Below are 21,089 nucleotides of genomic sequence, written 5' to 3'. Positions count from 1 at the left end.
AAGCGGGACGAGCGGAACGTCAACAGACACAGCAGCGTGATCGCGCCGAATTCGAGCTGTTCCGGCACCAGGCTACGCAGCTGCGCAGCCTGCGGAACGGATCCTAGTCGAGCGAGATCTTGCCCGCCTTGACGATTGCACCGTAACGCGCAATGTCCCGATCGATCAGCTTGCGAAACTCGTCCGGCGTACCACTCACCGGCACGAAGCCCAGGTCGGTCAGCTTCTTCGCCACATCCGGGTTGCGCACGGCCATGGCGATCTCCTTTGCCATCCGGTCGACAATTGCCGGTGGCGTGCCTGCCGGCGCGAGGAGTCCGGTCCACGAGCTCATCACGAAGCCCGGAAAGCCCGCTTCTTCCATGGTCGGGATGTTCGGCTCGCCAGGCCAGCGCTTGGCCGAGGCGACCGCCAGCACGTTGATCTTGCCCTGCTTCGCATGCGGCATCGGCACGAGCAACGGATCGAACGCCACCGAGACCTCGCCCGAAACGAGCGCCGGCAAGATCGGCGCGCTACCGTTGTACGGGATGTGGGTCATCTTCACCTTCGATTCCATCGCGAAGCGCTCGCCGGTCAGGTGCGCCGAGCTGCCGACGCCGCTGGAGCCAAAGGTCAGCGTGTCAGGATGCGCCTTGCCGTAGGCGACGAGCTCGGACACCGTTTTGACGGGGAGCTTCTTGCTGGAAAACAGGAACAGCGGCAGCTCCGCCATTTGCGCAACCGGCACCAGGTCGGACGGCTTGTAGCTCAGCTTTGAATACAACGACATGTTGGCGCTGTACGCGGCAAGGATCGACACAAAGGTATAGCCGTCCGCCGCCGAGCGGGCCGCGACGCCGACCCCCAGCGTGCTGTTCGCGCCCGGCTTGTTCTCGATGATGATCGGCTGCCCGAGACTTTGGGAGACCTTCTCGAACACCACGCGCGACACCGTGTCGGTCGATCCGCCCGGCGTATAGGGAACGATCACTTTGATCGGCTTGGCGGGCCAGGCATCCGCGGCGACGGCATGGTTACCCAACGCCACGCAGGCGATTGCCGCAATCTGCACCATGCTGACCCAATGTTTCTTGACGCTCAATTTCATCTCCATCCTTCATTGTCATGCGCGCCCTGCCTTCTTCCTGGAGGGCATTCACAGCCGATCCGATCGGCGGATCCATTTTCCGTGCGGCGGCGTCGGAGAGGTAGGCAAGAACAACGGTCTGCGTGGAGATTTGCGCGATAAGCGAACAAAGGCAGGGGAAGTCCATGGGCGCCCGCTCCGTTGCAGCTGAGGCTCCAATCGCCACTTGAGTCATGCGGACGTGGCGAGTGCTGCGCTCTCGCCGGATCGGCCTGGGTAGCCTCTGCGCTCGTGCCATCGAAAGATGTAATCGTCTGTAAATACCGGCGCCACGGCCGCCATTTGCCGGTGGAAGCCCCCGGAGGCTTTGGTACGATCGCGCTTTTCTTCAGCCCCTGCCGCCGTGAATCGCCGCCCTGTCATTGTGTTTCGCGCGCATTGCGCACGGTGGCTCGCCCGCATCCGTCCTTTGGCGGCAGCCTGCAAAGCGACATCCGGGCGCCTTCTCGACAGTGCCCGAAGCCAGCTTCGCCACCCGACACGACGCGGCGTCACCCTCGCGCTCGTCGCCTTGTCGGCACTCTTCCTGCTGTTTACGCTCGCACTCATCCGCTCGACGCCGACGCTCGGTGACATCCGCAAGGCCCGCATCGATCGGCCCGCTTTGATCCTGTCGGCTGACGGCAAAATCCTGGATGAACTCAAGCCGGTCAATCGCGCGTGGGTGCCGCTCAGGCAAATCTCGCCCCACGTCGTGGCCGCATTGATCGCGACGGAAGATCGCCGCTTCTATGACCATCACGGCATCGACTTGATGCGGACGGCGGCGGCTGCACTGCATACGTTTTCCGGCGACCGGCAGGGTGGTTCGACGATTACGCAGCAACTGGCGCGCAACCTCTACCCCGACGACATCGGCCGTGCGCCAACGCTGACTCGCAAGCTGAGGGAAGCCATCACGGCCTTCAAGATCGAATCGGTGTACAGCAAGGACCAGATCCTCGAGACCTACCTGAACACGGTACCGTTCCTGTACAACGCCTACGGTGTTGAAATGGCCGCCCGCACCTACTTCGGAAAATCGGCCGACCGGCTCGATATTCTTGAAAGCGCGACGCTCGTCGGCATGCTGAAGGCCAACAGCACCTATAACCCGGTCCTCAATCCCGAGCGGGCACTGCAGCGGCGAAACACCGTACTCGGGCAGATGCACAAGTACGGCAAGCTCGAGGCCGATGCCTACGCCCGGCTCGAACGCGCGCCGCTCCACGTCGAATTCGCGCCGCAGACCGAGCCGCCGGGTGCCGCACCGCATTTTGCGGCGCAGTTGCGTAAATGGTTGAGCGCGTGGGCCGATCGCAATGGCTACAACCTCTACGCCGATGGGCTGGTGGTGCGCACGACGATCGATTTCCGCTTGCAATCCATGGCCACGCAGGCGTTGGCCTGGCAGACGAATCAGTTGCAATGGATCGCGAACCAGGCATGGAACGAGCATACGGGCTGCTGGCCAGGCAATGACCTGTTCCAGGCATTCATGCGGCAGACTTCCGAATACCGCGCCGCACGCGGGGCCGGACAAACGGACCTGAGCGCACTCAGGAACCTCGCGTCCAATCCCAGCTTCGTACGCGCACTCTGCCGCGGCAAGACCCAGGTCCAGGCCGGGTTCGTCGCGATCGATCCACGCAGCGGTGATATCAAGGCCTGGGTCGGCAGCCCCGACTTCCGTGCCGAGCCGTTCGATCACGTGCAACAGGCGCGCCGCCAGCCGGGCTCGACATTCAAACCGTTCGTCTATGGCGCAGCGTTCGCAGGCGGCGCCCAGCCAGGCGATACCATCGTCGACCGCAACGTGGCCATCCCGCTGGCCGATCATGCCGTCTGGCGGCCGACCGACGCCGAACCCCCTACCGACCGGCCCATGACGCTGCGCGACGCGCTGGCGTTCTCGCGCAATCGCATCACGGCGCAGCTCATGCAAAAGCAGGGCCCCGAAAAGGTCGCACGCCTGGCGCAGGCGATGGGCGTACGCGAGAGCCCGCTCGAACCGGTGCCTTCGCTTGCGCTCGGCACGAGCCCGGTGACGCTCAGGGAAATGGTTTCGGCATACGCGACGATCGCCAACCGTGGCAACTATGTCGCGCCGCGCATGGTGACCCGCATCGAGGATCCCCATGGCAAGGTTCTGGCCGAGTTTGCGGGCGCCGCGCCAGCCGCTGCGCTACCCACCGGCGCCGCGCTGACGCTGGTCGACGTGATGCGCGATGTCGTCACGCGCGGCACCGGCTCGGATATCCGAACGCGCTTCGGGATTCGCGCTGACGTGGCCGGCAAGACGGGAACGACGCAGGACAACGCCGATAGCTGGTTCATCCTCATGCACCCGCAGCTCGTCGCGGGCGCGTGGGTGGGCTTCGACGATGGACGCGTGACCCTTGGCAGCTATTGGAGCCAGGGGGCGCGCAGCGCCCTGCCAATGGTGGGCGCCTTCTATGACATGGCGCTGCGCGCGAAGGCGATTGATCCCGGCGCGCGCTTCAGCCCCGCAAAGCGCCCTCCTCCCGCGGCCAGGCCCCGGCAGCATCGCTTCCTCTTCTGGCGATTCTGACAGGACATCAGCGCCCGGATTCAGCCTCCTGCGCGGCTTCAGGTCGCGCCGAGGCGGTCGCGGGTGCGGCGCGCGACGTTTTTGGTCCAGGGAAATGCCGACCAGTACTTGTCCGCGAACGCTTCAATCTCGTCGCGGTGCTTCAGCGAAAGACCAATCATGTCGAGGCCTTCGATAAACATGCGGCGGTGCCGCTCGGACAACTGGAACGGATGCTCGCCCACGGGGGTCTTCACGCGCAAGGTCTCCACATCGATGTGGATCGTGTTTCCGCTATCCGCATCCGCCGCATCCATCAGCGCCTCGATGACATCGCGCGGCAGCATCACCAGCAGCAAGCGGTTGTTCATCGCATTGGAGTAGAAAATCTCTCCATAGCTCGGCGCAATCACGGCCTGGATGCCGAATTGCTGCAGCCCCCAGACGGCATGCTCGCGGCTCGACCCGCAACCGAAATTGGCGCCGCCGACCAGGATGCTCGTGCCCGCGTACTCGGGACGATTCAATACAAAGTCCGCGCGCGGATTGCCGTTTCCATCGAAGCGATGGTCGTACAGAATCCCCTTGTCGAGGCCTGCCTTGTCAATGCCGCGAAGAAACTGCTTCGGGATGATCTGGTCGGTGTCGAGGTTCTCGAAGCGGATGGCGGCCGCCTTGCCGGTGATGCGGGCGTACTCAGACATTGGCGATCTCCAGCTTGCGGACGTCGGTAATCTTGCCGGTGATGGCAGCGGCTGCAGCCATGGCCGGGCTCATCAGGTGCGTCATGGCGCCACGCCCCTGCCTGCCTTCGAAATTTCGATTGGTGGTCGATGCGCAACGGATGCCATCCGCCAGCACATCATCGTTCATGGCCAGGCACATGGAACAGCCAGGCTGCCTCCATTCAAACCCCGCCGCGATCAGGATTTCCGCAATCCCCTCGCGCTCGGCCTGGGCCTTCACCGCGCCGGACCCCGGCACGACCATCGCCCGCACGCCGCTGGCCACCCGCTTGCCGCGCACGACGCCAGCAACCGCCCGGAGATCTTCGATCCGGCCGTTCGTGCAGGAGCCGATGAAGACATGCTGGATGGCGGTGCCTTCAAGCACCGAGCCGGGCGAGAGGCGCGTATAGGAGAGTGCGCGCTCGACTGCGCGCTTGTCAGCCTCGTCGATCTGGTCCTCCGCGAACGGGATACGTCCTGACACCGGCACCACCTGGTCGGGACTGGTGCCCCAGGTCACATAGGGCTCGATATCGCCGGCGTCGAACGCGAACTCGAGGTCGTATGCCGCGTCCGGGTCGCTCTTCAGCGTCTGCCAGTACGCCAGGGCCGCTGAGCGCTGGGCATCGGCCATGTCCGGCGCGCGGCGCAAGACGTAATCGGTCGACACCGCGTCCGGCGCAATCAGCGCGCCGCGCGCGGCCGCTTCCACCGTCATGTTGCAAAGCGTGAAACGCGCCTCGACGCTGAGATCGCGGATGGCCGAGCCGCAGTATTCCACCACGTAGCCGCGTGCCCCCTGCGCGCCGATCCTGCCGATGATCATGAGGATCAGGTCCTTGGCCGTCGTGCCGGCCGGGAGCTTGCCGTCCACGCGGATGCGCATGGTCCTGGCCATGCGGTAGACCAGCGTCTGCGTAGCCAGCACGTGCTCGACTTCCGACGTGCCGATGCCAAAGCCCAACGCGCCCAGCGCGCCGTAGGTGGTGGTGTGGCTGTCGCCGCAGATCACCACCATGCCCGGACGGATCATGCCGTGCTCGGGCGCGATGACGTGCTCGATGCCTTGCAGCGTATCGTTGGTATCGAACAGCGGGATGCCGTGCTTCTCGCAGTTGGCGCGCAGGTTCGTCGCCTGCAGCGACGAGGCAGGGTCCGCGATCACGCGGATCTTCGTCGGATGCGTCGGGATGATGTGGCTGACGACGCTGACGTTCTGCCCCGGCATCAACACGCCGCGGTCCTGCTCGTGCAACCCGGCAAAGGCCTGCGGACTCGTGTACTCGTTCATCAAGTGCAAGTCGCAGTACAGCAGGACGTTATCGTCGTCGAGCCGGGTGACGGTGTGGGCGTCGACCAGCTTGTGGTACAGAGTTCGTGGGGACATCGCTGCTACCTGTTGTGCAATCGTTCGGCAATCATTCGGCGGTGATGCCGCGCTGCCTGATCAAATCGGCCCACATCGGCATCTCCTTCTCGAGCCGTTTGCGCGCCGCGTCGGGCGTGGTGGGCGTGGGTTCGAAGCCTTCCTTCAGCATCCGGTCCCGGGTCGCCTGCGCCGTGAGCGTGGCGTTCAGGGCGGCGTTCAGCTTGTCGATCACCGGCCTGGGCGTGCCGGCCGGCGCGAATACCATGAACCACGTTTCGAAGTTGTAGCCCGGCAGGCCCGCTTCGGCCGCGGTCGGCACGTTCGGCAACAGCGCCGAGCGCTTCGAACCCGTGACGGCGAGCGCGGTGAGTTTGCCGGCAAGCACATGCTGCTGCGCGGCGGACACTACGGGAAAGCTCATGTCGACCTGGCCGGCAATCGTGTCGACCAGGGCCGGGCCGCCGCCACGATAGGGCACGTGGACGATCGATACATTGGCCACCGACTTGAACAACTCGGCGGACATGTGGAACGTGCTGCCATTGCCGGCGGAGCCATAGGTCAGCTTATCCGGCTTCGTCTTGGCAAGAGCGATCAGCTCCTGCAGGTTTTTCGCCGGGACCTTGTTGTTGATGACCAGCACATGCTGCGAGCCGGCCACCATGCCAATCGGCGCCAGGTCCTTGAGCGTGTCGTATGGCATGCGCGGGAACAGGCCGGGATTGATGGCCAGCGAAACCGTCTGCAGGCCGATGGTGTAGCCGTCGGCCGGCGACTTGGCTACCGCGTCCACGCCAATATTGCCGCCCGCGCCAGCGCGGTTCTCGACGACGATGGTGCCGCCCAGGTTCTTCGACCACACATCCGACACAAGCCGGGCGGCGATATCGGCACTGCCGCCGGGCGCGTAAGGCACGATCAGGCGAACCGGGCGCTGCGGATACGACTGCGCCGATGCGGTTCCCAGCATGGCTGCATAAGCGGCGGCACAAGCGGCGAACGCGGCAAGTCGGGCAAGGCTCATGGGGTGTCTCCTTGAACTGATTTTTGTCCGAGGAATCGTAGCACTTGCCTTCAGAATCATAATTTAGGCAAAATCCATTCTTTATTGCCTGGCATTCATGAATGGACAGCTTCTCCGACGTCGCCTTCTTCATGGCGATCAACAAGCAAGGGAGCCTGGCCGCAGCGGCGCAGGAGCTTGGGGTGACGCCATCGGCGGTCAGCAAGCGCCTGCTCGCCCTTGAGTCGCGCCTCGGCGTCAGGCTGTTGAACCGGACGACCCGGCGCATCAGCCTGACGGCCGAAGGGGAGAACTATCTGGTCGAGGGTGCGCGCATCCTTGCCGAGCTGGAGACGCTGGAGCGGTCGGTGGGCGGCAGCAGCAGCACGCCGCATGGGCTGTTGAAGATCGGCGCAACGCTGGGCTTTGGACGTCGCCATATCGCGCCTGCGCTGGCAGCGTTCTCCAGGGCGTTCCCGAAGATCGAAATCCAGCTCCACCTCAGCGAGCGGCCGTTGAACCTGACCGAAATGGGCCTGGATGCAGTCGTGCATTTTGGCGAAATGCCCGATGTGCGGCTTACCGCGCGGCTGCTCGCCAACAACCGGCGGCTGCTCTGCGCCGCACCGTCCTACCTGGCGCGGGCGGGCCTGCCCGGCAGTCCGCGCGACCTCGCCCGGCACAGCTGCATCTTCATCCGGGAGGCGGACGAAACCTTCGGCACCTGGCACATGCGCAACGGCTCGCAGCAGGAGACCGTCAAGGTGCGCGGCCCCATGAGCACGAACGACGGCGAATCGGCGGTGGTCTGGGCGCTTGAAGGACAAGGGCTCGTGGTGCGGTCCGAATGGGATATCGCGGAACCGTTGCGGACCGGCGCCCTGTGCAGGGTGCTGCCACAGTGGCAGTTCACGCCGGCCGATATCTATCTGGTCTACGGCGCCGGCAAGACCCGGTCAGACCGGGTGAAAGTGCTCGTCGACTTTCTGCTCGATCGCTTTGCGTGCCATCGACAGGAAAAGCCAGGCGGCGATGGCGGGTGGTAGGGACAGAAGGCCGGCACGTGGCACGGCGCCATGACAACGATGCGCAGCCGTGCCCTACTCCCGTGCGTCGGATCGCCACCGTCCGACCGGAGCCACCCGCTTCGCCTCCGCCACGCCGAAGAAGCGTACCGACACCGCGCTGCCCGGCATGGGCGCAAACCCGGCGTCGCTGAACACCCGCCCCATGCCGTCGGTTTCGCTCAGGTGCACTAGCGCCCGGCTCCAGCGTCCGGTGCCAGCCTGAACGCTGACCGCGCCGGCATATTGACCCGCGGGCGGCAGGCAAATGCCCTCCGGAAGACGGATCTGCGCCGCGCCGCTGGCGCGCGCTGGCGCCCTGGCCACCACCTTGGCTCGGATCTCGTGCGGGCGCGCCAGCAATGCCGCCGCGGCGCGCACGTCGCCGCTCTGGATCAGGCGACGCGCCTCCGTGGAGGAACAGCGGACCGCTGCATCGGTGGCCCGCAATGGCACGGGGTCGACGGTATATCCATTCGCTTCGCCAAGCTGCCCGAGATAATCGATATCACCTTGCCGGCCCCGCCCGCAGCGGAAATTCGCCCCCACGACGAGCCGCCGCATGCCCAGGCGCTCAAGCAGCCATCCACGCACAAAGTCTTCCGCATTGGCTTCGCTGAGGGCGCGGTCGAACGGCAGCACCAGGCAGTGGTCGACGGCGTTGCTGTCCGTCAGCAGCGCGATACGGTCATCCACGGTGGAGATCATGCGCGGCGCGCTCTGCGGTTGCAGGAAGGCGCGTGGATGCGGGTCAAACGTCAGCAATACGGTCGGCAGCCCAAGCGCACGCCCGGCAGCGCGCAGCTCTGCCAACACAGCGCGGTGCCCGCGGTGCACGCCGTCGAACGTGCCGATCGAAACTACGGATGCGGCCAGCCGCAGCGGCGCGGCCCCTCTTGTCACTTGCATGGTGGTCTCCTCCTCTTGTCATGAGCCCCATGCTAGGAGTCGACGGCCCGGGACGCCAATCCCTTGCCTTCATGAGGACTATAACCAGCGCTCATTACCCGATGTCCGCCCCCGCAACCGCGCCCGCCATCGCCTCGTGGCGTGCGAACAGCCTGTGCACCAGCGCCCGGATCCACTGGTTGCCCGGCTCACGGTGCACGCGATCGTGCCAGTGCTGGGCGATGTCCATGCCGGGCAGCGTCAGCGGCGGCACCACCACGGCCAGCCCCAGGTCGTCGCATAGCGCGCGCGCCAACGTCAGCGGCAGGATCGCCACGGAGTCCGAATGCCGGGCGATAAGGGCCGCAGTCGCGAAACTCGGCACGCGGCAGATGATGTTGGTGTTTGGCACGGCGGCCTCGATGGCGCGTTCGACGCTGAGGTGCTCATGGCCCGTACCGACCGCGGAAACCAGCACATGCTTTTCGGCGACGAACACCTGCGCCTCGCCAAGCTGCGCCAGCCGCGGATGGTCCTTGCGCACGACGGCGCCGTAGACCTCGTGCCACAGCAGTTGGCGGCGGATGCTCTGTGTCAGCGTGGGGAACGAGCCGATCGCCAGGTCGACCAGGCCATTCTCCAGCCAGACGTCGAGATGCGTGGCGTCGGCATTGACTGCCTGCACCTGGATGCCCGGCGCTTCCTCCGCCAGTTGGCGCAGCAGCCGCGGCAGCATCTGCGAGGCGCCCGCATCGAGCAGGAAGAAGCTGAAGCTGCGCTGGCTGGTGCGCGGATCAAAGCTGACATGGTCGGAGCGCAATGCACGCACGCTCCGGAGAATCGACCGCACCGGCTCGCCCAGCTCCAGCGCCTTGGGTGTCGGCTCCATGCGCAGGCCAACGCGGACGAACAGCGGATCACCGAAGTACTGGCGCAGGCGCGCCAGCGTCTTGCTCAGCGCCGGCTGGGTCAGGTTGAGCACGCGCGCCGCCTTGGTGAGGCTGCGTTCGCTCAGCAAAACGTCCAGCACCAGCAGATGGTTCAGGCTCAGTTCGTCTTCATGACGCTGCGGAATAGTGTCCATGACGCGAGGTGATTAGCAAACGGGCCGGCTCGGCTGTAGTCTAGTTTCACACAGCTGACGCAGATCAGAAAGCTGGTATCCAGAGACGAAACTTCATTCTCCGCCTTGTCGCAGCGCGAGGATGAAAGCCCTATCAGGAGGAGATTGCCATGTCATCAGCCGTATCCATCGCAGCCGTCGCGAGCCGCGTTGCGGAAGCCGCCTTCGATGCCGCCAGCTTCCGCGATGCCTTGTCGCGTGCCGTCACCGCGGTGACCGTCATCGCTACCGACGGCGCCGGTGGCCGCGCCGGCGTCACCTGCTCGGCGGTCTGTTCGGTCAGCGACTCGCCGCCCACGGTGCTCTTCTGCATCAACCACCGCAGTGCCGCCAACGGCGTGATCAAGTCCAACGGCGTGGTCAGCATCAACTGGCTGCACGCCAGCCAGACCGCCGTATCGCAGCTGTTCGCCGGGGCTGGTGCGGTGCCGATGGCGCAGCGCTTCGACGCGGACAGCTGGGGCGTATTCGCCACCGGCGCGCCCTACAGCAAAGCCGCCATGGTCGCCCTCGACTGCAAGGTGGTCGACCAGATCGAAATCGGCACGCACAGCGTCTTCGTCGCGCAGGTATTCGGCAGCGCCGGCGCCGAAAGCCGCAACGACACGCCACTGGTGTACTGCCGCCGCAGCTACGCCACTACGCAGCCGGTCGCAGCCTGATCCGCGCCGCTCGGCGCAACACCCGATTTTCATCCCGTATCCGCATGCCCTCCTCCAGGGCAGGGACTGTCACACCCTAGAACTCACCAAGGAGACCCGCGATGATTCGCACTGGCAAGCAGTACCTGGAATCGCTCAACGACGGCCGCAACGTATGGGTCGGCAACGAGAAGATCGACAACGTCGCGACCCACCCCAAGACGCGGGACTACGCGCAGCGCCATGCCGACTTCTACGACCTGCACCATCGTCCCGACCTGCAGGACGTGATGACCTTCGTCGACACGGACGGCGAACGCCGCACCATGCAGTGGTTCGGCCACTTCGACAAGGAGCAGCTGCGCCGCAAGCGCAAGTACCACGAGACCATCATGCGCGAAATGGCCGGCGCTTCGTTCCCGCGCACGCCGGACGTCAACAACTACGTGCTCCAGACCTACATCGACGACCCGTCGCCGTGGGAAACGCAGACGATCGGTGCCGAAGGAAAAATCAAGGCGAAGAACATCGTAGACTTCGTCAACTTCGCCAAGCAGCACGATTTGAACTGCGCGCCGCAGTTCGTCGACCCCCAGATGGACCGCTCCAACCCGGACGCGCAGCAGCGCTCGCCCGGCTTGCGTGTCATCGAGAAGAACGACAAGGGCATCGTCGTGTCGGGGGTCAAGGCGATCGGCACGGGCGTCGCCTTTGCGGACTGGATCCACATCGGCGTGTTTTTCCGGCCCGGCATCCCCGGCGACCAGATCATCTTTGCCGCCACGCCGGTCAATACCCCGGGCGTGACCATTGTCTGTCGCGAGAGCGTGGTGAAGGATGATCCCATCGAGCACCCGCTGGCCTCGCAGGGCGACGAGCTGGACGGCATGACCGTGTTCGACAACGTCTTTATCCCGTGGTCGCACGTGTTTCACCTGGGCAACCCCGAGCACGCCAAGCTCTACCCGCAGCGCGTGTTCGACTGGCTGCACTATCACGCCCTGATCCGCCAGTCGGTGCGTGCCGAACTGATGGCGGGCCTGGCGATCCTGATCACCGAGCATATCGGCACCAACAAGATCCCGGCCGTGCAGACCCGAGTGGCCAAGCTGATCGGCTTCCACCAGGCCATGCTCGCGCACATCGTCGCCAGCGAGGAACTGGGCTTCCATACGCCCGGGGGCGCCTACAAGCCGAACATCCTGATCTATGACTTCGGCCGCGCGCTTTACCTCGAAAATTTCTCGGAGATGATCTACGAGCTGGTCGACCTCTCCGGACGCAGCGCGCTGATCTTTGCCAGCGAAGACCAGTGGAACGACCAGGCGCTTAATGGCTGGTTCGAGCGCATGAACAGCGGCCCGGTCGGCAAGCCGCACGACCGCGTGAAGATCGGCCGCGTGATCCGCGACCTGTTCCTGACCGACTGGGGCAACCGCCTGTTCGTCTTCGAGAACTTCAACGGCACCCCGCTGCAGGCCATCCGCATGCTCACCATGCAACGCGCCGAGTTCTCTGGCGCAGGGCCCTACGGCACCCTCGCGCGCAAGGTCTGCGGCATTGAACTCGGCGAAGACCACGAGAGCGAATACAAGGCCACGGCGGGCTATGCCCAGGCACTGGATTCCGCGCGCCACCAGGAAAAGCTCGCCCTGAGCGGCACGATGACGGTCTGACCGGCTGACCTTCCGGCCGGCTCCGTCCGGCCGGGACACCTTACCCATGCAAGGAGTACAAGATGCAAACCCATGAACTGCTCGACAAGATCTTCCGCGGCGCGCGTAGCCAGAATGGCTGGCTGCCGACACCGGTGCCGGACAGCAAGCTGCAGGAAGTGTATGACCTGATGAAGTTCGGCCCCACCTCGGTCAACTGCTCGCCGGCCCGGCTGGTGTTCGTGCGCACCGAGGAAGGCCGGGCCAAACTGCGTCCGGCACTGGCGCCCGGCAACGTCGACAAGACCATGGCCGCGCCGGTGGTCGCCATCGTTGGCTACGACACCCGCTTTTACGAACGCCTGCCGGAGCTGTTCCCGCATAACCCCGCGGTCAAGGCATGGTTCGAAGGCGACGAGAAGGTGGAATTCGCCAACACCACCGCGTTTCGCAACGGCACGCTGCAAGGCGGCTATCTCATCGCCGCGGCCCGCGCAGTCGGCCTCGATTGCGGCCCGATGTCGGGCTTCAACAACCAGGCCGTCGACCAGGCGTTCTTTGCCGGCACCAGCATCCGCTCGAACTTTATCTGCGGCCTTGGCCATGGCGACCCCGAAAAAGTGTTCGCCCGCAGTCCACGCCTGTCGTTCGACCAGGCCTGCCAACTCGCCTGATGGCCCGGAGTCTCGCCATGCAAGAGTACGACCAGAATAACCTGACCCAGGCCGTCATTGCCCGCCTGGCCGATACGCCGGATGCGCGCACCAGGACGATCATGACCAGCCTGGTGCGGCACCTGCACGACTTCGCTCGCGAGGTGAGGTTGACCGAGCGCGAATGGATGCGGGGGATCGGGTTCCTTACCGCCACCGGGCAACTGTGCGACGACAAGCGCCAGGAGTTCATCCTGCTCAGCGATGTGCTGGGCCTCTCGATGCTGACGGTGGCGATGAACCACGAAAAGCCGGACGGCTGCACCGAGTCGACCGTGTTCGGCCCCTTCCACGTCGAGGGCGCGCCGCACTATGAGCACGGCGCGGATCTCGCGAACGGCGCAAAGGGAGAGCCCTGCGTGGTCCATGGACGCGTCACGGGGCTGGATGGCGAGCCGATTGCGGATGCCGTGGTGGAGGCCTGGCAGGCGGACGCCGACGGCCACTATGACGTGCAGTACGAAGGGCTCGAAGTGGCCCAGGGGCGCGGCGTGCTGAAGTCGGGCGGCGATGGCCGCTTCCACTTCCGCACTGTCGTCGCGCAGGCTTATCCGATTCCTGACGATGGCCCCGTTGGCGAGTTGCTGCGCGCCACGGGCCGACATCCCTGGCGGCCTGCGCACCTGCACTTCATGATCAAGGCGCCTGGCTACGAGACCCTTGTCACGCACGTCTTCCGGCGCGGCGACAAGTATCTCGATTCGGACGCCGTGTTCGGCGTGCGCAAGTCGCTGGTCGGCGACTGGGTCCGCCTGGCCGATGGCACCTACCGGCTGGACTTCGACTTCGTGCTCAATCCGGCCCGCTAGTGCCGGCCCCCGCCGCCCTTGCGGGCGGCGCGGCTCAAATTGCGCACCGCGCCAGCGCGCCCGGTGTATCACGCGGTCTTTCGGAGTGGCAAATGGATTCGATAGATGGCACGAAGGCGTGGCGCACCCGCGCACCGCTGCCGGTCCGGTTCGGGCGGCTGGCGCTTGTCGCCGCATGCGCAGCGGCTAGCGTGCCGGCGCGCGCCACCGAGGGTGGCGGCAATTCCTACCCCATCGGGGTCGACAATCTGTATTCCGGCCTGATGCTGCCCGAGGGCGCCAACTGGCTGCTGTTCTACCAGCATTACGATGCGGGAAGCTCCAGGGACAATGCCGGCCACGACAACCCGAAGCTGGCCAGCTTCCACCTGCAGCTCGATGCACTGGCGCCACGGCTTTCCTATGTGTGGCCCGGCGTGAAGGTACTGGGTGCGAACCTGGAAACGCGCGTGGTGGTGCCCATCGTGTCGGCGAATCTGGACATGTCCGTTGCCCGGCCAGCACCCCTGCCTCCACTCGGCAAAGGCGGCAACAAGACCGGCCTGGCGGACATGACGCTGGCCCCCGTCATGCTCGGCTGGCACAGCGGCTCGTTTCACCAGATCGCTGGCATCGAGTTCCACCTGAAGACCGGCGCCTACGATGTCCATGACCCGGTCAATATCGGCCGCAACTACTACCAGATTGCGCCGAGCTACGCGTTCACCTGGTTCCCGACCCGCAATGTCGACATCAGCGCCAAGTTCCGCTACGGCTTCAACACGCGCAACCAGGCAACCAAGTATCGGTCCGGCGACGAAGCCACCATCGAGTTCAGTGCTGGCTACCACGTCACGCCAAGACTGACGCTCGGCCTGAACGGCTATTACTACATTCAGACCACCAACGACACGCAGGACGGCGTGCGCGTCAACGGCAACGGCAACCGGGGCCGCGTCACAGCGCTGGGGCCGGATATCTGCTTCCAGCTCACCGACAAGATCAGCTTCTCGCTCAAGGGGCAGTTCGAGTTCGGCGCACGCAACCGCCCCGAAGGCAACCGGATCTGGGCCATGGGCCGCGTGTCGTTCTGACCGGCCTTGAATCGCCCCCGAACAGCATTGGAAAACCACGATGAACCCATTTCAGTATTCCGCCCGGGCACAACGCGTTGTCTTCGGCGCCGGCACCATCGCGCAGGTCGGCAAGGAGATCGATACGCTGGGCGCATCCAGCGCCCTGGTGCTCAGTACACCCGAGCAGCGCCCGCTGGCGGAACGCGTGGCGGGCCTGCTTGGCGCTCGCGCGATCGGTATCTTTGACCGTGCCGCGATGCACGTTCCGGTCGAGACGGCGCGCGCTGCCTGTGCCACGGCATTCGAGCTTGGCGCCGACAGCGTGGTGGCGATCGGCGGCGGCTCGACCACGGGGCTGGCCAAGGCCATCGCCCTCGAGATGAGCCTGCCGGTGCTGGCGATCCCGACTACTTATGCCGGCTCCGAGATGACCGCGATCTATGGCCTCACCGATGCCGGCCTCAAGCGCACAGGCACCGATGCGAAAGTGCTGCCGCGCACCGTCATCTACGACCCGGAACTCACTTACTCTCTGCCGGTTGCGGTCAGCGTCACCAGTGGCATCAACGCGCTGGCCCACGCCGCCGAGGGCTTGTACGCGCATGACCGCAATCCGGTCTCGGACCTGATGGCGAAGGAAGGAATACGTGCGATCGCGGCGGCGCTTCCGGTGCTGGTATCCGGGCGCGATACCGCCGCGCTGCGCGAGGCGCGCGCGCAAGCTCTGTATGGTGCGTGGTTGTGCGGTGCCGTGCTCGGCAGCGTAGGCGTGGCCCTGCATCACAAGCTCTGCCATACGCTCGGCGGCAGCTTCAACCTGCCGCATGCGGAAACGCACACCATCATCCTGCCGCACGCGCTGGCCTACAACGCCAGGGCGGCACCGGGCGCCATGAGCGCCATCGCGCAGGCCATTGGTGCAGAGGGTGCGGCACAAGGCGCGTTCGATCTTGCACGCACGACGGGTGCCCCGCTCGCGTTGCAGCAGATCGGCATGCGGGAGGATGACCTCGACAAGGCGTGTGAAATCACCTTGCGCAACCAGTACCCGAATCCGCGGCCACTCGAAGCCGTGGCGATCCGCGAACTCCTGCAAAACGCCTGGGAGGGCCGGCGCCCGGCATGATGCGCGTCACCGCTCCGCGGCAACTACTGAAAGGTACGACATGTGGAAGGTCCCAAAGGCATACAACCACTTTGCGTTCGGCGCGATCCAGGCTGGCGTCACGTGCGCGGTGGCATCCGCAATTGCCAGCATGCAGTTCGCGGCGCAGGGCACTTTTGTTTCGCACTGGCTGCGTGCGTACTTGATTTCGTGGGCTGCGATGCTGCCCGTCGTGGTAGTCGCGGCCCCATTTATTCGCTGGCTCGCAAACCGGATCACACGCTGAACGCTGGTGGTGGTTCGCTCGACGATGCCAATCAATCGGTTGATGGCGATGATCAAGCATATCGTGATGTGGAAGGTGAACGGCACAACGCCGGAAGAGAAGAACGCAGGCGTGCGCCGCATACAGGCGGCGTTCCATGGACTGGTCGGCGTGATTCCGGGCCTGATGGCACTGGAGGTGGGCGCCGACGTCAGCCGCATTGACTACGCTTGCGATGCGGTGCTCTACACGGAGTTCGAATCAAGGGAGGCACTGGACGCCTACGCGATCCATCCTGACCACTTGAGGATCAAGCGCGAACTGGCGGATGTCCGGATCGACCGCCACCAGGTCGACTATGTTGGCTTCACCAGTATTTCCCGTGAGAGGCCCCTGCCATAGCTACCGCCAAAGCGGGACCTCAGGCCTTCGGGCCTGCGCAGGATTGGCCACTTGCCCTGACATCAGCCGGACAGAAGGCTCGCTCTAGTGTTGGCCATGTCCGGCGCGGCCCCTGCAAGGCTGCGAATGGTACACATCGCGGATATAGTGAGCCTTGATCCGAAGCCAGCGCGGCGAGCCACGCAGTGTTGCTCCGCTGTACGACCAGGGTGCACGCCGGAGGCGCGGCCGAAGGCGGTGATCGCGGCACTGGAACGCGCCATCACGGGCTGCCAGACTGCGCTGCCGAATCCCAAATCCTCCGTGGTCGTCAAGCACGCCGGCACCAACTCGATCGAATATGAGATGACCTGCTATGTCGCGACCCTGGCGAACAAGCTGGTCGCGACGAACCAGCTCTTTGACCTGGCCCACCGCCATCTGGCCGCGGCGGATATCAGCCTGCGTTCGCTCGGCGTTCCCGGCAACGTCCCGCCGGCCGTGGACCGTCGGGTCCGGTTGCTTTCGACGGTGGGCATCTTCCAGGCCGTTGGCGCCGACGAACTGACGCAATTGTCCGGGCGCCTGTCGCGGCACGAGTACGCGTCGGGCCAGGTTGTCGTGACGAGTTCGGATGTCACCGACTACCTGCTTCTCGTCGATTCCGGCGTACTGTCGGTCCACCAGCTGCGCGACGGGCAAGCCGCGGAAACCAACCGCCTGGGACCGGGCGACGCATTGGGCGAACCGGGCGTGCTGGCCGGCATCGCCATGGACGCCACCATCGAGGCGGTCACCGATGCCGTGCTCTACCGGCTGGACAAGGCAGATCTCACGCCAATCCTGAAATCGCGACCGGAAGTGGGAGCCCAGATGTGCCAGCTTCTCTCCCAGCGGCGTGAAGCCGGCCAGGACCTGGCAAGCATCCAGCCACCGCCAGCGAGCAAGGTGGGCATCATCCAGTGGCTGCAGGACAAGATGCACGGCATCCACCATCTCACCGGGGATCACAGAACGTGAACCGGGGGCTCTGCCGGCCGCCGTCCCCTGTACTTGCATGCGATCCGTTGTCGGCTATGGTGAATTGATGACGGGGCTGGTTCCGTGCAAGTCGTAAGGACATGCTCCGCCACATTCGGTGAGGACCGCGACATGAGCGCACAGCTAAACCACACCATCGTCTGGTGCAGCGACAAGCAGAAATCGGCAAGTTTCCTCGTGGACATGCTGGAGCTTCCAGCACCCATCGAATTCGGGCCGATGCTGGTCGTTCCACTCGACAACGGCGTCTCGCTCGACTTCTATGAAAGCGACGGCGCGATAGCCATGCAGCACTATGCGTTCCTGATCAGCGAAGAAGAATTCGACCGCGTCTTTGCCCGGATCCGTGACAAGGGGCTTCAGTACTGGGCCGATCCCGGCAAACAACGGGCTGGCGAGACCTATGTGCACAACGGCGGGCGCGGGTTTTACTTCGACGATCCTGACGGCCATTTTCTTGAGGTGCTGACTCGCCCTTACAAGATCGGCGCCTGACACGACCAAAGTCACCGGCTGGGCTCAGTCCGCGAATTTCAGCCGTCCAGGCACGCGCGCAACGTCCGCGCAAGACAGCTCGCTTCCGCTGCATCGGAGATGTTCGCGAAGCCCATCACCAGGCCGCGTGGCGTATGCCGCGTGCGGCCGCTCGCATACCAGATCGACAGTGGCAGCACCGCCAGCCCGGCTTCGCGTGCCCGCGCTGCCACGGCGACATCATCGACAGGGCCATCGGCCCCTTCGGCGAATTGCACGGCGAACTGGATTCCGCCGGGCGGCAACTCGACCATCAGCCGGTCGCCAAACGCCTGCTCCAGCGCTTGCGCGATCAACACGCGCCGCTGCCCGTACAACGCACGCATCCGCTTTACATGCCGCGCAAAATGTCCCTGCTCGATAAAGTCTGCCAGGGCAGACTGCAATAGCAGCGGCGAGCCCGCGTTCATGCTGCACGCGACGCGTCCGACGCGTTCCACGGCGCGTTCGGGTACCACCGCATACGCCAGCCTCAGGCCGGGAAACATCACCTTGCTGAACGTGCCGCAATAGATCACGCGATCATGCCGGTCCAGGCTCTTCAACGCCGGCAGTGGCCGGCCCAGATAGCGGAATTCGCTGTCGTAGTCGTCCTCGATGATCCAGCGGGACCCTTTCTGTGCCCAATCGAGCAGCGCCATGCGTCGTTCCAGCGAGAGCGTGCGCCCGAGCGGGCTCTGGTGCGATGGCGTGACCATCGCGAAGCGCGCCTCCGGATCCAGTGCCAGGCCACGCGCGACGTCGATGCCTTCGTCGTCGACCGGCACCGGCACGAGCTGCACGCCGGTCTCCGCCAGGAAGCCACGCGCGAGCAGGTAGCCGGGATCCTCGAACCACGCGCGATCATTGGGGCTCGCCAGGCTGCGCAACACGAGTTCGAGGGTTGCGCGATAGCCGCTGGTGACGAACACCTGTTCCGGCACGCAGCTTACGCCGCGCGACAGGCCCAGATAGGTGGCGATGTGTTCGCGCAGCGGCCGATAGCCAACCGGATCCGGGTAAGCCAGCATGGCCCGCTCGCCACTGCGCCCGCGACGCGAAACAAACCGGTTCCAGATCTTGCGCGGAAATGCGTCCAGCGCGGGCAGCCCCGGCTGCAAGGGCCGCGGCTCGCCGCTCATGGCGACGCTGATCGCCGGCTGTCGCGGCGCAGGCCAGGCGCCGCGCGATGCGTCCGGCATCGTCAGCGCACCCGCGTCTTCAGTGGCCGGCCCGTCGAGCACTGGCGCGCGGCCCTGCCCGGACGCCGAACGCGTCACCGACTCCGGCAGTAACGGCGACACGAACGTGCCCGCCGCGCCGCGCATCTGCAGGTAGCCCTCGTCGACCAGGATCGTATAGGCCAGTTCGACGGTGCCCCGCGCGGTGTTCAGCTGCATGGCGAGGCCGCGCAACGCGGGCACGCGGTCGCCGGGGCGCAGGTGCCCTGCCGTGATCGCCGTCCTGAAGCGCTCGCAGATCTGCAGGTAGATCGGCAACGGCTTCTGCCGATCGATTTCTATAGCCAACGCGGGGGTTCGTACACTCATGGCGGTCTGTCAGGCACGGGGACTCGGCAAGGACTTGGCCTAGTCATATTGATAATTCTTGGCCCTTATTACTAGGGCATCAGTGTCCCACAATGAGCTGAGCGATGCGGCGGTGTCAGGGAGCTCTACCCCAGGTTGTGCCCTTGAGCGCCCCGCACGTTTCCTTTCCCTCATATGGAGACTCTGCCATGAAGATCGTCGTAATCGGTGGTTCCGGCCTGATCGGCTCACGTGTTGTCCGGCTGCTCGGCGAAGCGGGCCATACGGCAATCGCCGCGTCGCCGCGTACTGGCGTCAACGCCGTGACGGGCGAAGGCCTGGGCAACGCCCTGGCGGGTGCGGATGTCGTCGTCGATGTGACGAACGCGCCCTCATGGGAGCCCCAGGCGGTGCTCGACTTTTTCCGCACCTCGGCGCGCAATCTCGGCAAGGCCGAAGTGGCCGCGGGCGTGCGCCATCACGTCGCGCTGTCGATCGTCGGCGCCGAGCGCATGCCGGACAATGCGTACTTCATTGCCAAGGTCGCGCAGGAAGCCGTGATCGAAGCGGCTGGCGTGCCCTACACGATCGTGCGCGCGACCCAGTTCATGGAGTTCATCGGCGGCATCGCGGATTTCGGCACGGAGGCCGGCACGGTACGCCTCGGCGACGGACTGTTCCAGCCCATCGCGGCGGACGACGTTGCTGCCATCCTCGCACAGGTCGCGCTCGCGGCGCCGCTGAATGGCTCGATCGACATAGCCGGTCCGGATCGGGCGCCGTTTGCGGAGATCGTGGCGCGTTACCTGAAAGCGGCTGGCGACGCCCGGCCAGTCGTGACCGATCCCGATGCACGGTACTACGGTGGCCAGGTCGAGGAACTGTCGCTCGTGCCGCTGGGCGATGCGCGGATCGGCCGCATCGGCCTCCAGCAATGGCTCGATCAAGCGCACGCGGAGTAAGGCCATGAAAACGATCCTGTCGATTGCGGCCGCCATGATGCTGTCGTGCGTGATGGTCGGGCAGCCGGCCATGGCCGCACCGGAAGCCAGTGTCACGCCGCTGCGCACCGATGCCTTGCCCGAGTACCCGGGCAAGGAAGTCCAGATGATCGTCGTGGACTATCCGCCCGGCGCGGTAGACCCCGTGCATCGTCATGACGCCCACGCCTTTGTCTACGTGCTGGACGGAAGCATTGTCATGGGCGTCAAGGGCGGCAAGGAGGTGACCCTCAAACCCGGGGATACTTTCCACGAACGCCCCGACGACATTCACACGGTCGGTCGCAACGCCAGCTCCGCGCAACCGGCCCGGTTTGTGGTGTTCCTGATCAAGAACAAGGGCGCGCCGATCCTGACGCCCGTGAAGTAACAGGCTCGTTGACGCAGGCACCGGCGCTGCCGGACCTGCGCGTGATTCAGGGCTCGTCAAGCCTGCCTTGTCGGGCCAAACCCCTCCCTAATTTCCTTCCCTGAAAGCGCGTTTCACATTACGAAATTTGCGCGAATTTTTCCCCGCGATATTTTTCGTTTCCCGAAAACGCGTTCC

At 65.1% G+C, this 21,089-nt stretch carries 22 protein-coding genes; 14 read left to right on the top strand and 8 right to left on the bottom strand.

The features are described from left to right. Nucleotides 1–103 precede the first annotated feature (103 nt). Nucleotides 104–1,090, bottom strand: a complete 987-nt coding sequence (locus ACIGJB_RS18825) for a Bug family tripartite tricarboxylate transporter substrate binding protein (protein ID WP_483733820.1) — start codon at nucleotides 1,088–1,090, stop codon at nucleotides 104–106. Then, nucleotides 1,017–1,256, bottom strand: a complete 240-nt coding sequence (locus tag ACIGJB_RS18820) for a hypothetical protein (protein ID WP_483733819.1) — start codon at nucleotides 1,254–1,256, stop codon at nucleotides 1,017–1,019. The genes ACIGJB_RS18825 and ACIGJB_RS18820 overlap by 74 nt, the downstream gene beginning before the upstream one ends. Before the next feature lie 237 nt (nucleotides 1,257–1,493). On the opposite strand from ACIGJB_RS18820, the gene ACIGJB_RS18815 reads away from it, so the two are divergent. Then, nucleotides 1,494–3,680, top strand: coding sequence for a penicillin-binding protein 1A (locus ACIGJB_RS18815; RefSeq protein WP_483733818.1), 2,187 nt, complete (start codon nucleotides 1,494–1,496; stop codon nucleotides 3,678–3,680). A 38-nt stretch (nucleotides 3,681–3,718) separates the two neighbouring features. Here the strand turns inward: ACIGJB_RS18815 and leuD are convergent, their stop codons facing one another. From leuD to ACIGJB_RS18800, 3 genes are read right to left on the bottom strand one after another with little or no spacing between them, the layout of a single operon-like run. Beyond that, a complete protein-coding gene (gene leuD, locus ACIGJB_RS18810) occupies nucleotides 3,719–4,363 on the bottom strand; it encodes a 3-isopropylmalate dehydratase small subunit (RefSeq protein ID WP_483733817.1) in 645 nt (214 codons plus the stop codon). Then, nucleotides 4,356–5,774, bottom strand: coding sequence for a 3-isopropylmalate dehydratase large subunit (gene leuC, locus ACIGJB_RS18805; protein WP_483733816.1), 1,419 nt, complete (start codon nucleotides 5,772–5,774; stop codon nucleotides 4,356–4,358). Before leuC ends, leuD begins: the two co-directional genes overlap by 8 nt. 31 nt (nucleotides 5,775–5,805) lie before the next feature. Continuing rightward, a complete protein-coding gene (locus tag ACIGJB_RS18800; RefSeq protein ID WP_483733815.1) occupies nucleotides 5,806–6,780 on the bottom strand; it encodes a tripartite tricarboxylate transporter substrate binding protein in 975 nt (324 codons plus the stop codon). 101 nt (nucleotides 6,781–6,881) lie between these two features. On the opposite strand from ACIGJB_RS18800, the gene ACIGJB_RS18795 reads away from it, so the two are divergent. After that, on the top strand, nucleotides 6,882–7,805 hold the full coding sequence (locus ACIGJB_RS18795; RefSeq protein WP_483733814.1) for a LysR family transcriptional regulator: 924 nt from the start codon (nucleotides 6,882–6,884) through the stop codon (nucleotides 7,803–7,805). A gap of 54 nt (nucleotides 7,806–7,859) precedes the next feature. Here ACIGJB_RS18795 and ACIGJB_RS18790 read toward each other — a convergent pair whose 3' ends face one another. After that, nucleotides 7,860–8,732 carry an FAD synthetase family protein gene (locus ACIGJB_RS18790; protein ID WP_483733813.1) on the bottom strand — a complete coding sequence of 291 codons (873 nt, stop codon included), beginning with the start codon at nucleotides 8,730–8,732 and terminating at the stop codon, nucleotides 7,860–7,862. 94 nt (nucleotides 8,733–8,826) lie between these two features. Beyond that, nucleotides 8,827–9,795: a LysR family transcriptional regulator gene (locus ACIGJB_RS18785; protein WP_483733812.1), complete on the bottom strand. Its 969-nt coding sequence runs from the start codon at nucleotides 9,793–9,795 to the stop codon at nucleotides 8,827–8,829. A 149-nt stretch (nucleotides 9,796–9,944) separates the two neighbouring features. Between ACIGJB_RS18785 and ACIGJB_RS18780 the strand changes: the two genes are divergently transcribed. From ACIGJB_RS18780 to ACIGJB_RS18735, 10 genes are all read left to right on the top strand, one after another. Further along, nucleotides 9,945–10,496, top strand: a complete 552-nt coding sequence (locus ACIGJB_RS18780; protein WP_483733811.1) for a flavin reductase — start codon at nucleotides 9,945–9,947, stop codon at nucleotides 10,494–10,496. Between the two features lie 101 nt (nucleotides 10,497–10,597). Next, complete coding sequence (tcpA, locus tag ACIGJB_RS18775; protein ID WP_483733810.1) at nucleotides 10,598–12,151, top strand: 3,5,6-trichloro-2-pyridinol monooxygenase TcpA; 1,554 nt, start codon at nucleotides 10,598–10,600, stop codon at nucleotides 12,149–12,151. A 62-nt stretch (nucleotides 12,152–12,213) separates the two neighbouring features. Continuing rightward, complete coding sequence (locus ACIGJB_RS18770) at nucleotides 12,214–12,804, top strand: malonic semialdehyde reductase (protein WP_483733809.1); 591 nt, start codon at nucleotides 12,214–12,216, stop codon at nucleotides 12,802–12,804. A 17-nt stretch (nucleotides 12,805–12,821) separates the two neighbouring features. Beyond that, a complete protein-coding gene (locus tag ACIGJB_RS18765; protein ID WP_483733808.1) occupies nucleotides 12,822–13,652 on the top strand; it encodes an intradiol ring-cleavage dioxygenase in 831 nt (276 codons plus the stop codon). Nucleotides 13,653–13,744: 92 nt separating this feature from the next. Continuing rightward, complete coding sequence (locus ACIGJB_RS18760) at nucleotides 13,745–14,725, top strand: SphA family protein (protein WP_483733807.1); 981 nt, start codon at nucleotides 13,745–13,747, stop codon at nucleotides 14,723–14,725. 40 nt (nucleotides 14,726–14,765) lie between these two features. Further along, nucleotides 14,766–15,833 carry a maleylacetate reductase gene (locus ACIGJB_RS18755; protein ID WP_483733806.1) on the top strand — a complete coding sequence of 356 codons (1,068 nt, stop codon included), beginning with the start codon at nucleotides 14,766–14,768 and terminating at the stop codon, nucleotides 15,831–15,833. A gap of 40 nt (nucleotides 15,834–15,873) precedes the next feature. Then, entirely contained in the window at nucleotides 15,874–16,098 is a 225-nt protein-coding gene (locus ACIGJB_RS18750) for a DUF2798 domain-containing protein (RefSeq protein WP_483733805.1), read from the top strand. A gap of 42 nt (nucleotides 16,099–16,140) precedes the next feature. Beyond that, on the top strand, nucleotides 16,141–16,479 hold the full coding sequence (locus tag ACIGJB_RS18745) for a Dabb family protein (RefSeq protein ID WP_483733804.1): 339 nt from the start codon (nucleotides 16,141–16,143) through the stop codon (nucleotides 16,477–16,479). A gap of 237 nt (nucleotides 16,480–16,716) precedes the next feature. After that, nucleotides 16,717–17,478, top strand: a complete 762-nt coding sequence (locus ACIGJB_RS18740) for a cyclic nucleotide-binding domain-containing protein (protein WP_483733803.1) — start codon at nucleotides 16,717–16,719, stop codon at nucleotides 17,476–17,478. Nucleotides 17,479–17,610: 132 nt separating this feature from the next. Continuing rightward, on the top strand, nucleotides 17,611–17,994 hold the full coding sequence (locus tag ACIGJB_RS18735; RefSeq protein WP_483733802.1) for a VOC family protein: 384 nt from the start codon (nucleotides 17,611–17,613) through the stop codon (nucleotides 17,992–17,994). A gap of 38 nt (nucleotides 17,995–18,032) precedes the next feature. Here the strand turns inward: ACIGJB_RS18735 and pdxR are convergent, their stop codons facing one another. Continuing rightward, nucleotides 18,033–19,562, bottom strand: coding sequence for a MocR-like pyridoxine biosynthesis transcription factor PdxR (gene pdxR / locus ACIGJB_RS18730; protein ID WP_483733801.1), 1,530 nt, complete (start codon nucleotides 19,560–19,562; stop codon nucleotides 18,033–18,035). A gap of 188 nt (nucleotides 19,563–19,750) precedes the next feature. On the opposite strand from pdxR, the gene ACIGJB_RS18725 reads away from it, so the two are divergent. Both ACIGJB_RS18725 and ACIGJB_RS18720 read left to right on the top strand, forming a co-directional pair. Further along, complete coding sequence (locus ACIGJB_RS18725) at nucleotides 19,751–20,503, top strand: SDR family oxidoreductase (RefSeq protein ID WP_483733800.1); 753 nt, start codon at nucleotides 19,751–19,753, stop codon at nucleotides 20,501–20,503. A 4-nt stretch (nucleotides 20,504–20,507) separates the two neighbouring features. After that, nucleotides 20,508–20,912: a cupin domain-containing protein gene (locus ACIGJB_RS18720; RefSeq protein ID WP_483733799.1), complete on the top strand. Its 405-nt coding sequence runs from the start codon at nucleotides 20,508–20,510 to the stop codon at nucleotides 20,910–20,912. Nucleotides 20,913–21,089 lie beyond the last annotated feature (177 nt).

The sequence above is a fragment of the Cupriavidus sp. C2SS-8b genome, assembly GCF_057073745.1.
The sequence above is the reverse complement of the archived record's forward strand: the minus strand, read 5'-3'. Positions and strand labels throughout refer to the sequence as shown.

Excerpts from the sequence above, each read along its gene's own strand:
- ACIGJB_RS18825 (WP_483733820.1), bottom strand. The coding sequence starts at position 1,090 with ATGAAATTGAGCGTCAAGAAACATTGGGTCAGCATGGTGCAGATTGCG.
- ACIGJB_RS18820 (WP_483733819.1), bottom strand. The coding sequence starts at position 1,256 with ATGGACTTCCCCTGCCTTTGTTCGCTTATCGCGCAAATCTCCACGCAG.
- leuD (WP_483733817.1), bottom strand. The coding sequence starts at position 4,363 with ATGTCTGAGTACGCCCGCATCACCGGCAAGGCGGCCGCCATCCGCTTC.
- leuC (WP_483733816.1), bottom strand. The coding sequence starts at position 5,774 with ATGTCCCCACGAACTCTGTACCACAAGCTGGTCGACGCCCACACCGTC.
- ACIGJB_RS18800 (WP_483733815.1), bottom strand. The coding sequence starts at position 6,780 with ATGAGCCTTGCCCGACTTGCCGCGTTCGCCGCTTGTGCCGCCGCTTAT.
- ACIGJB_RS18795 (WP_483733814.1), top strand. The coding sequence starts at position 6,882 with ATGGACAGCTTCTCCGACGTCGCCTTCTTCATGGCGATCAACAAGCAA.
- ACIGJB_RS18790 (WP_483733813.1), bottom strand. The coding sequence starts at position 8,732 with ATGCAAGTGACAAGAGGGGCCGCGCCGCTGCGGCTGGCCGCATCCGTA.
- ACIGJB_RS18785 (WP_483733812.1), bottom strand. The coding sequence starts at position 9,795 with ATGGACACTATTCCGCAGCGTCATGAAGACGAACTGAGCCTGAACCAT.
- ACIGJB_RS18780 (WP_483733811.1), top strand. The coding sequence starts at position 9,945 with ATGTCATCAGCCGTATCCATCGCAGCCGTCGCGAGCCGCGTTGCGGAA.
- tcpA (WP_483733810.1), top strand. The coding sequence starts at position 10,598 with ATGATTCGCACTGGCAAGCAGTACCTGGAATCGCTCAACGACGGCCGC.
- ACIGJB_RS18770 (WP_483733809.1), top strand. The coding sequence starts at position 12,214 with ATGCAAACCCATGAACTGCTCGACAAGATCTTCCGCGGCGCGCGTAGC.
- ACIGJB_RS18765 (WP_483733808.1), top strand. The coding sequence starts at position 12,822 with ATGCAAGAGTACGACCAGAATAACCTGACCCAGGCCGTCATTGCCCGC.
- ACIGJB_RS18760 (WP_483733807.1), top strand. The coding sequence starts at position 13,745 with ATGGATTCGATAGATGGCACGAAGGCGTGGCGCACCCGCGCACCGCTG.
- ACIGJB_RS18755 (WP_483733806.1), top strand. The coding sequence starts at position 14,766 with ATGAACCCATTTCAGTATTCCGCCCGGGCACAACGCGTTGTCTTCGGC.
- ACIGJB_RS18750 (WP_483733805.1), top strand. The coding sequence starts at position 15,874 with ATGTGGAAGGTCCCAAAGGCATACAACCACTTTGCGTTCGGCGCGATC.
- ACIGJB_RS18745 (WP_483733804.1), top strand. The coding sequence starts at position 16,141 with ATGGCGATGATCAAGCATATCGTGATGTGGAAGGTGAACGGCACAACG.
- ACIGJB_RS18735 (WP_483733802.1), top strand. The coding sequence starts at position 17,611 with ATGAGCGCACAGCTAAACCACACCATCGTCTGGTGCAGCGACAAGCAG.
- pdxR (WP_483733801.1), bottom strand. The coding sequence starts at position 19,562 with ATGAGTGTACGAACCCCCGCGTTGGCTATAGAAATCGATCGGCAGAAG.
- ACIGJB_RS18725 (WP_483733800.1), top strand. The coding sequence starts at position 19,751 with ATGAAGATCGTCGTAATCGGTGGTTCCGGCCTGATCGGCTCACGTGTT.
- ACIGJB_RS18720 (WP_483733799.1), top strand. The coding sequence starts at position 20,508 with ATGAAAACGATCCTGTCGATTGCGGCCGCCATGATGCTGTCGTGCGTG.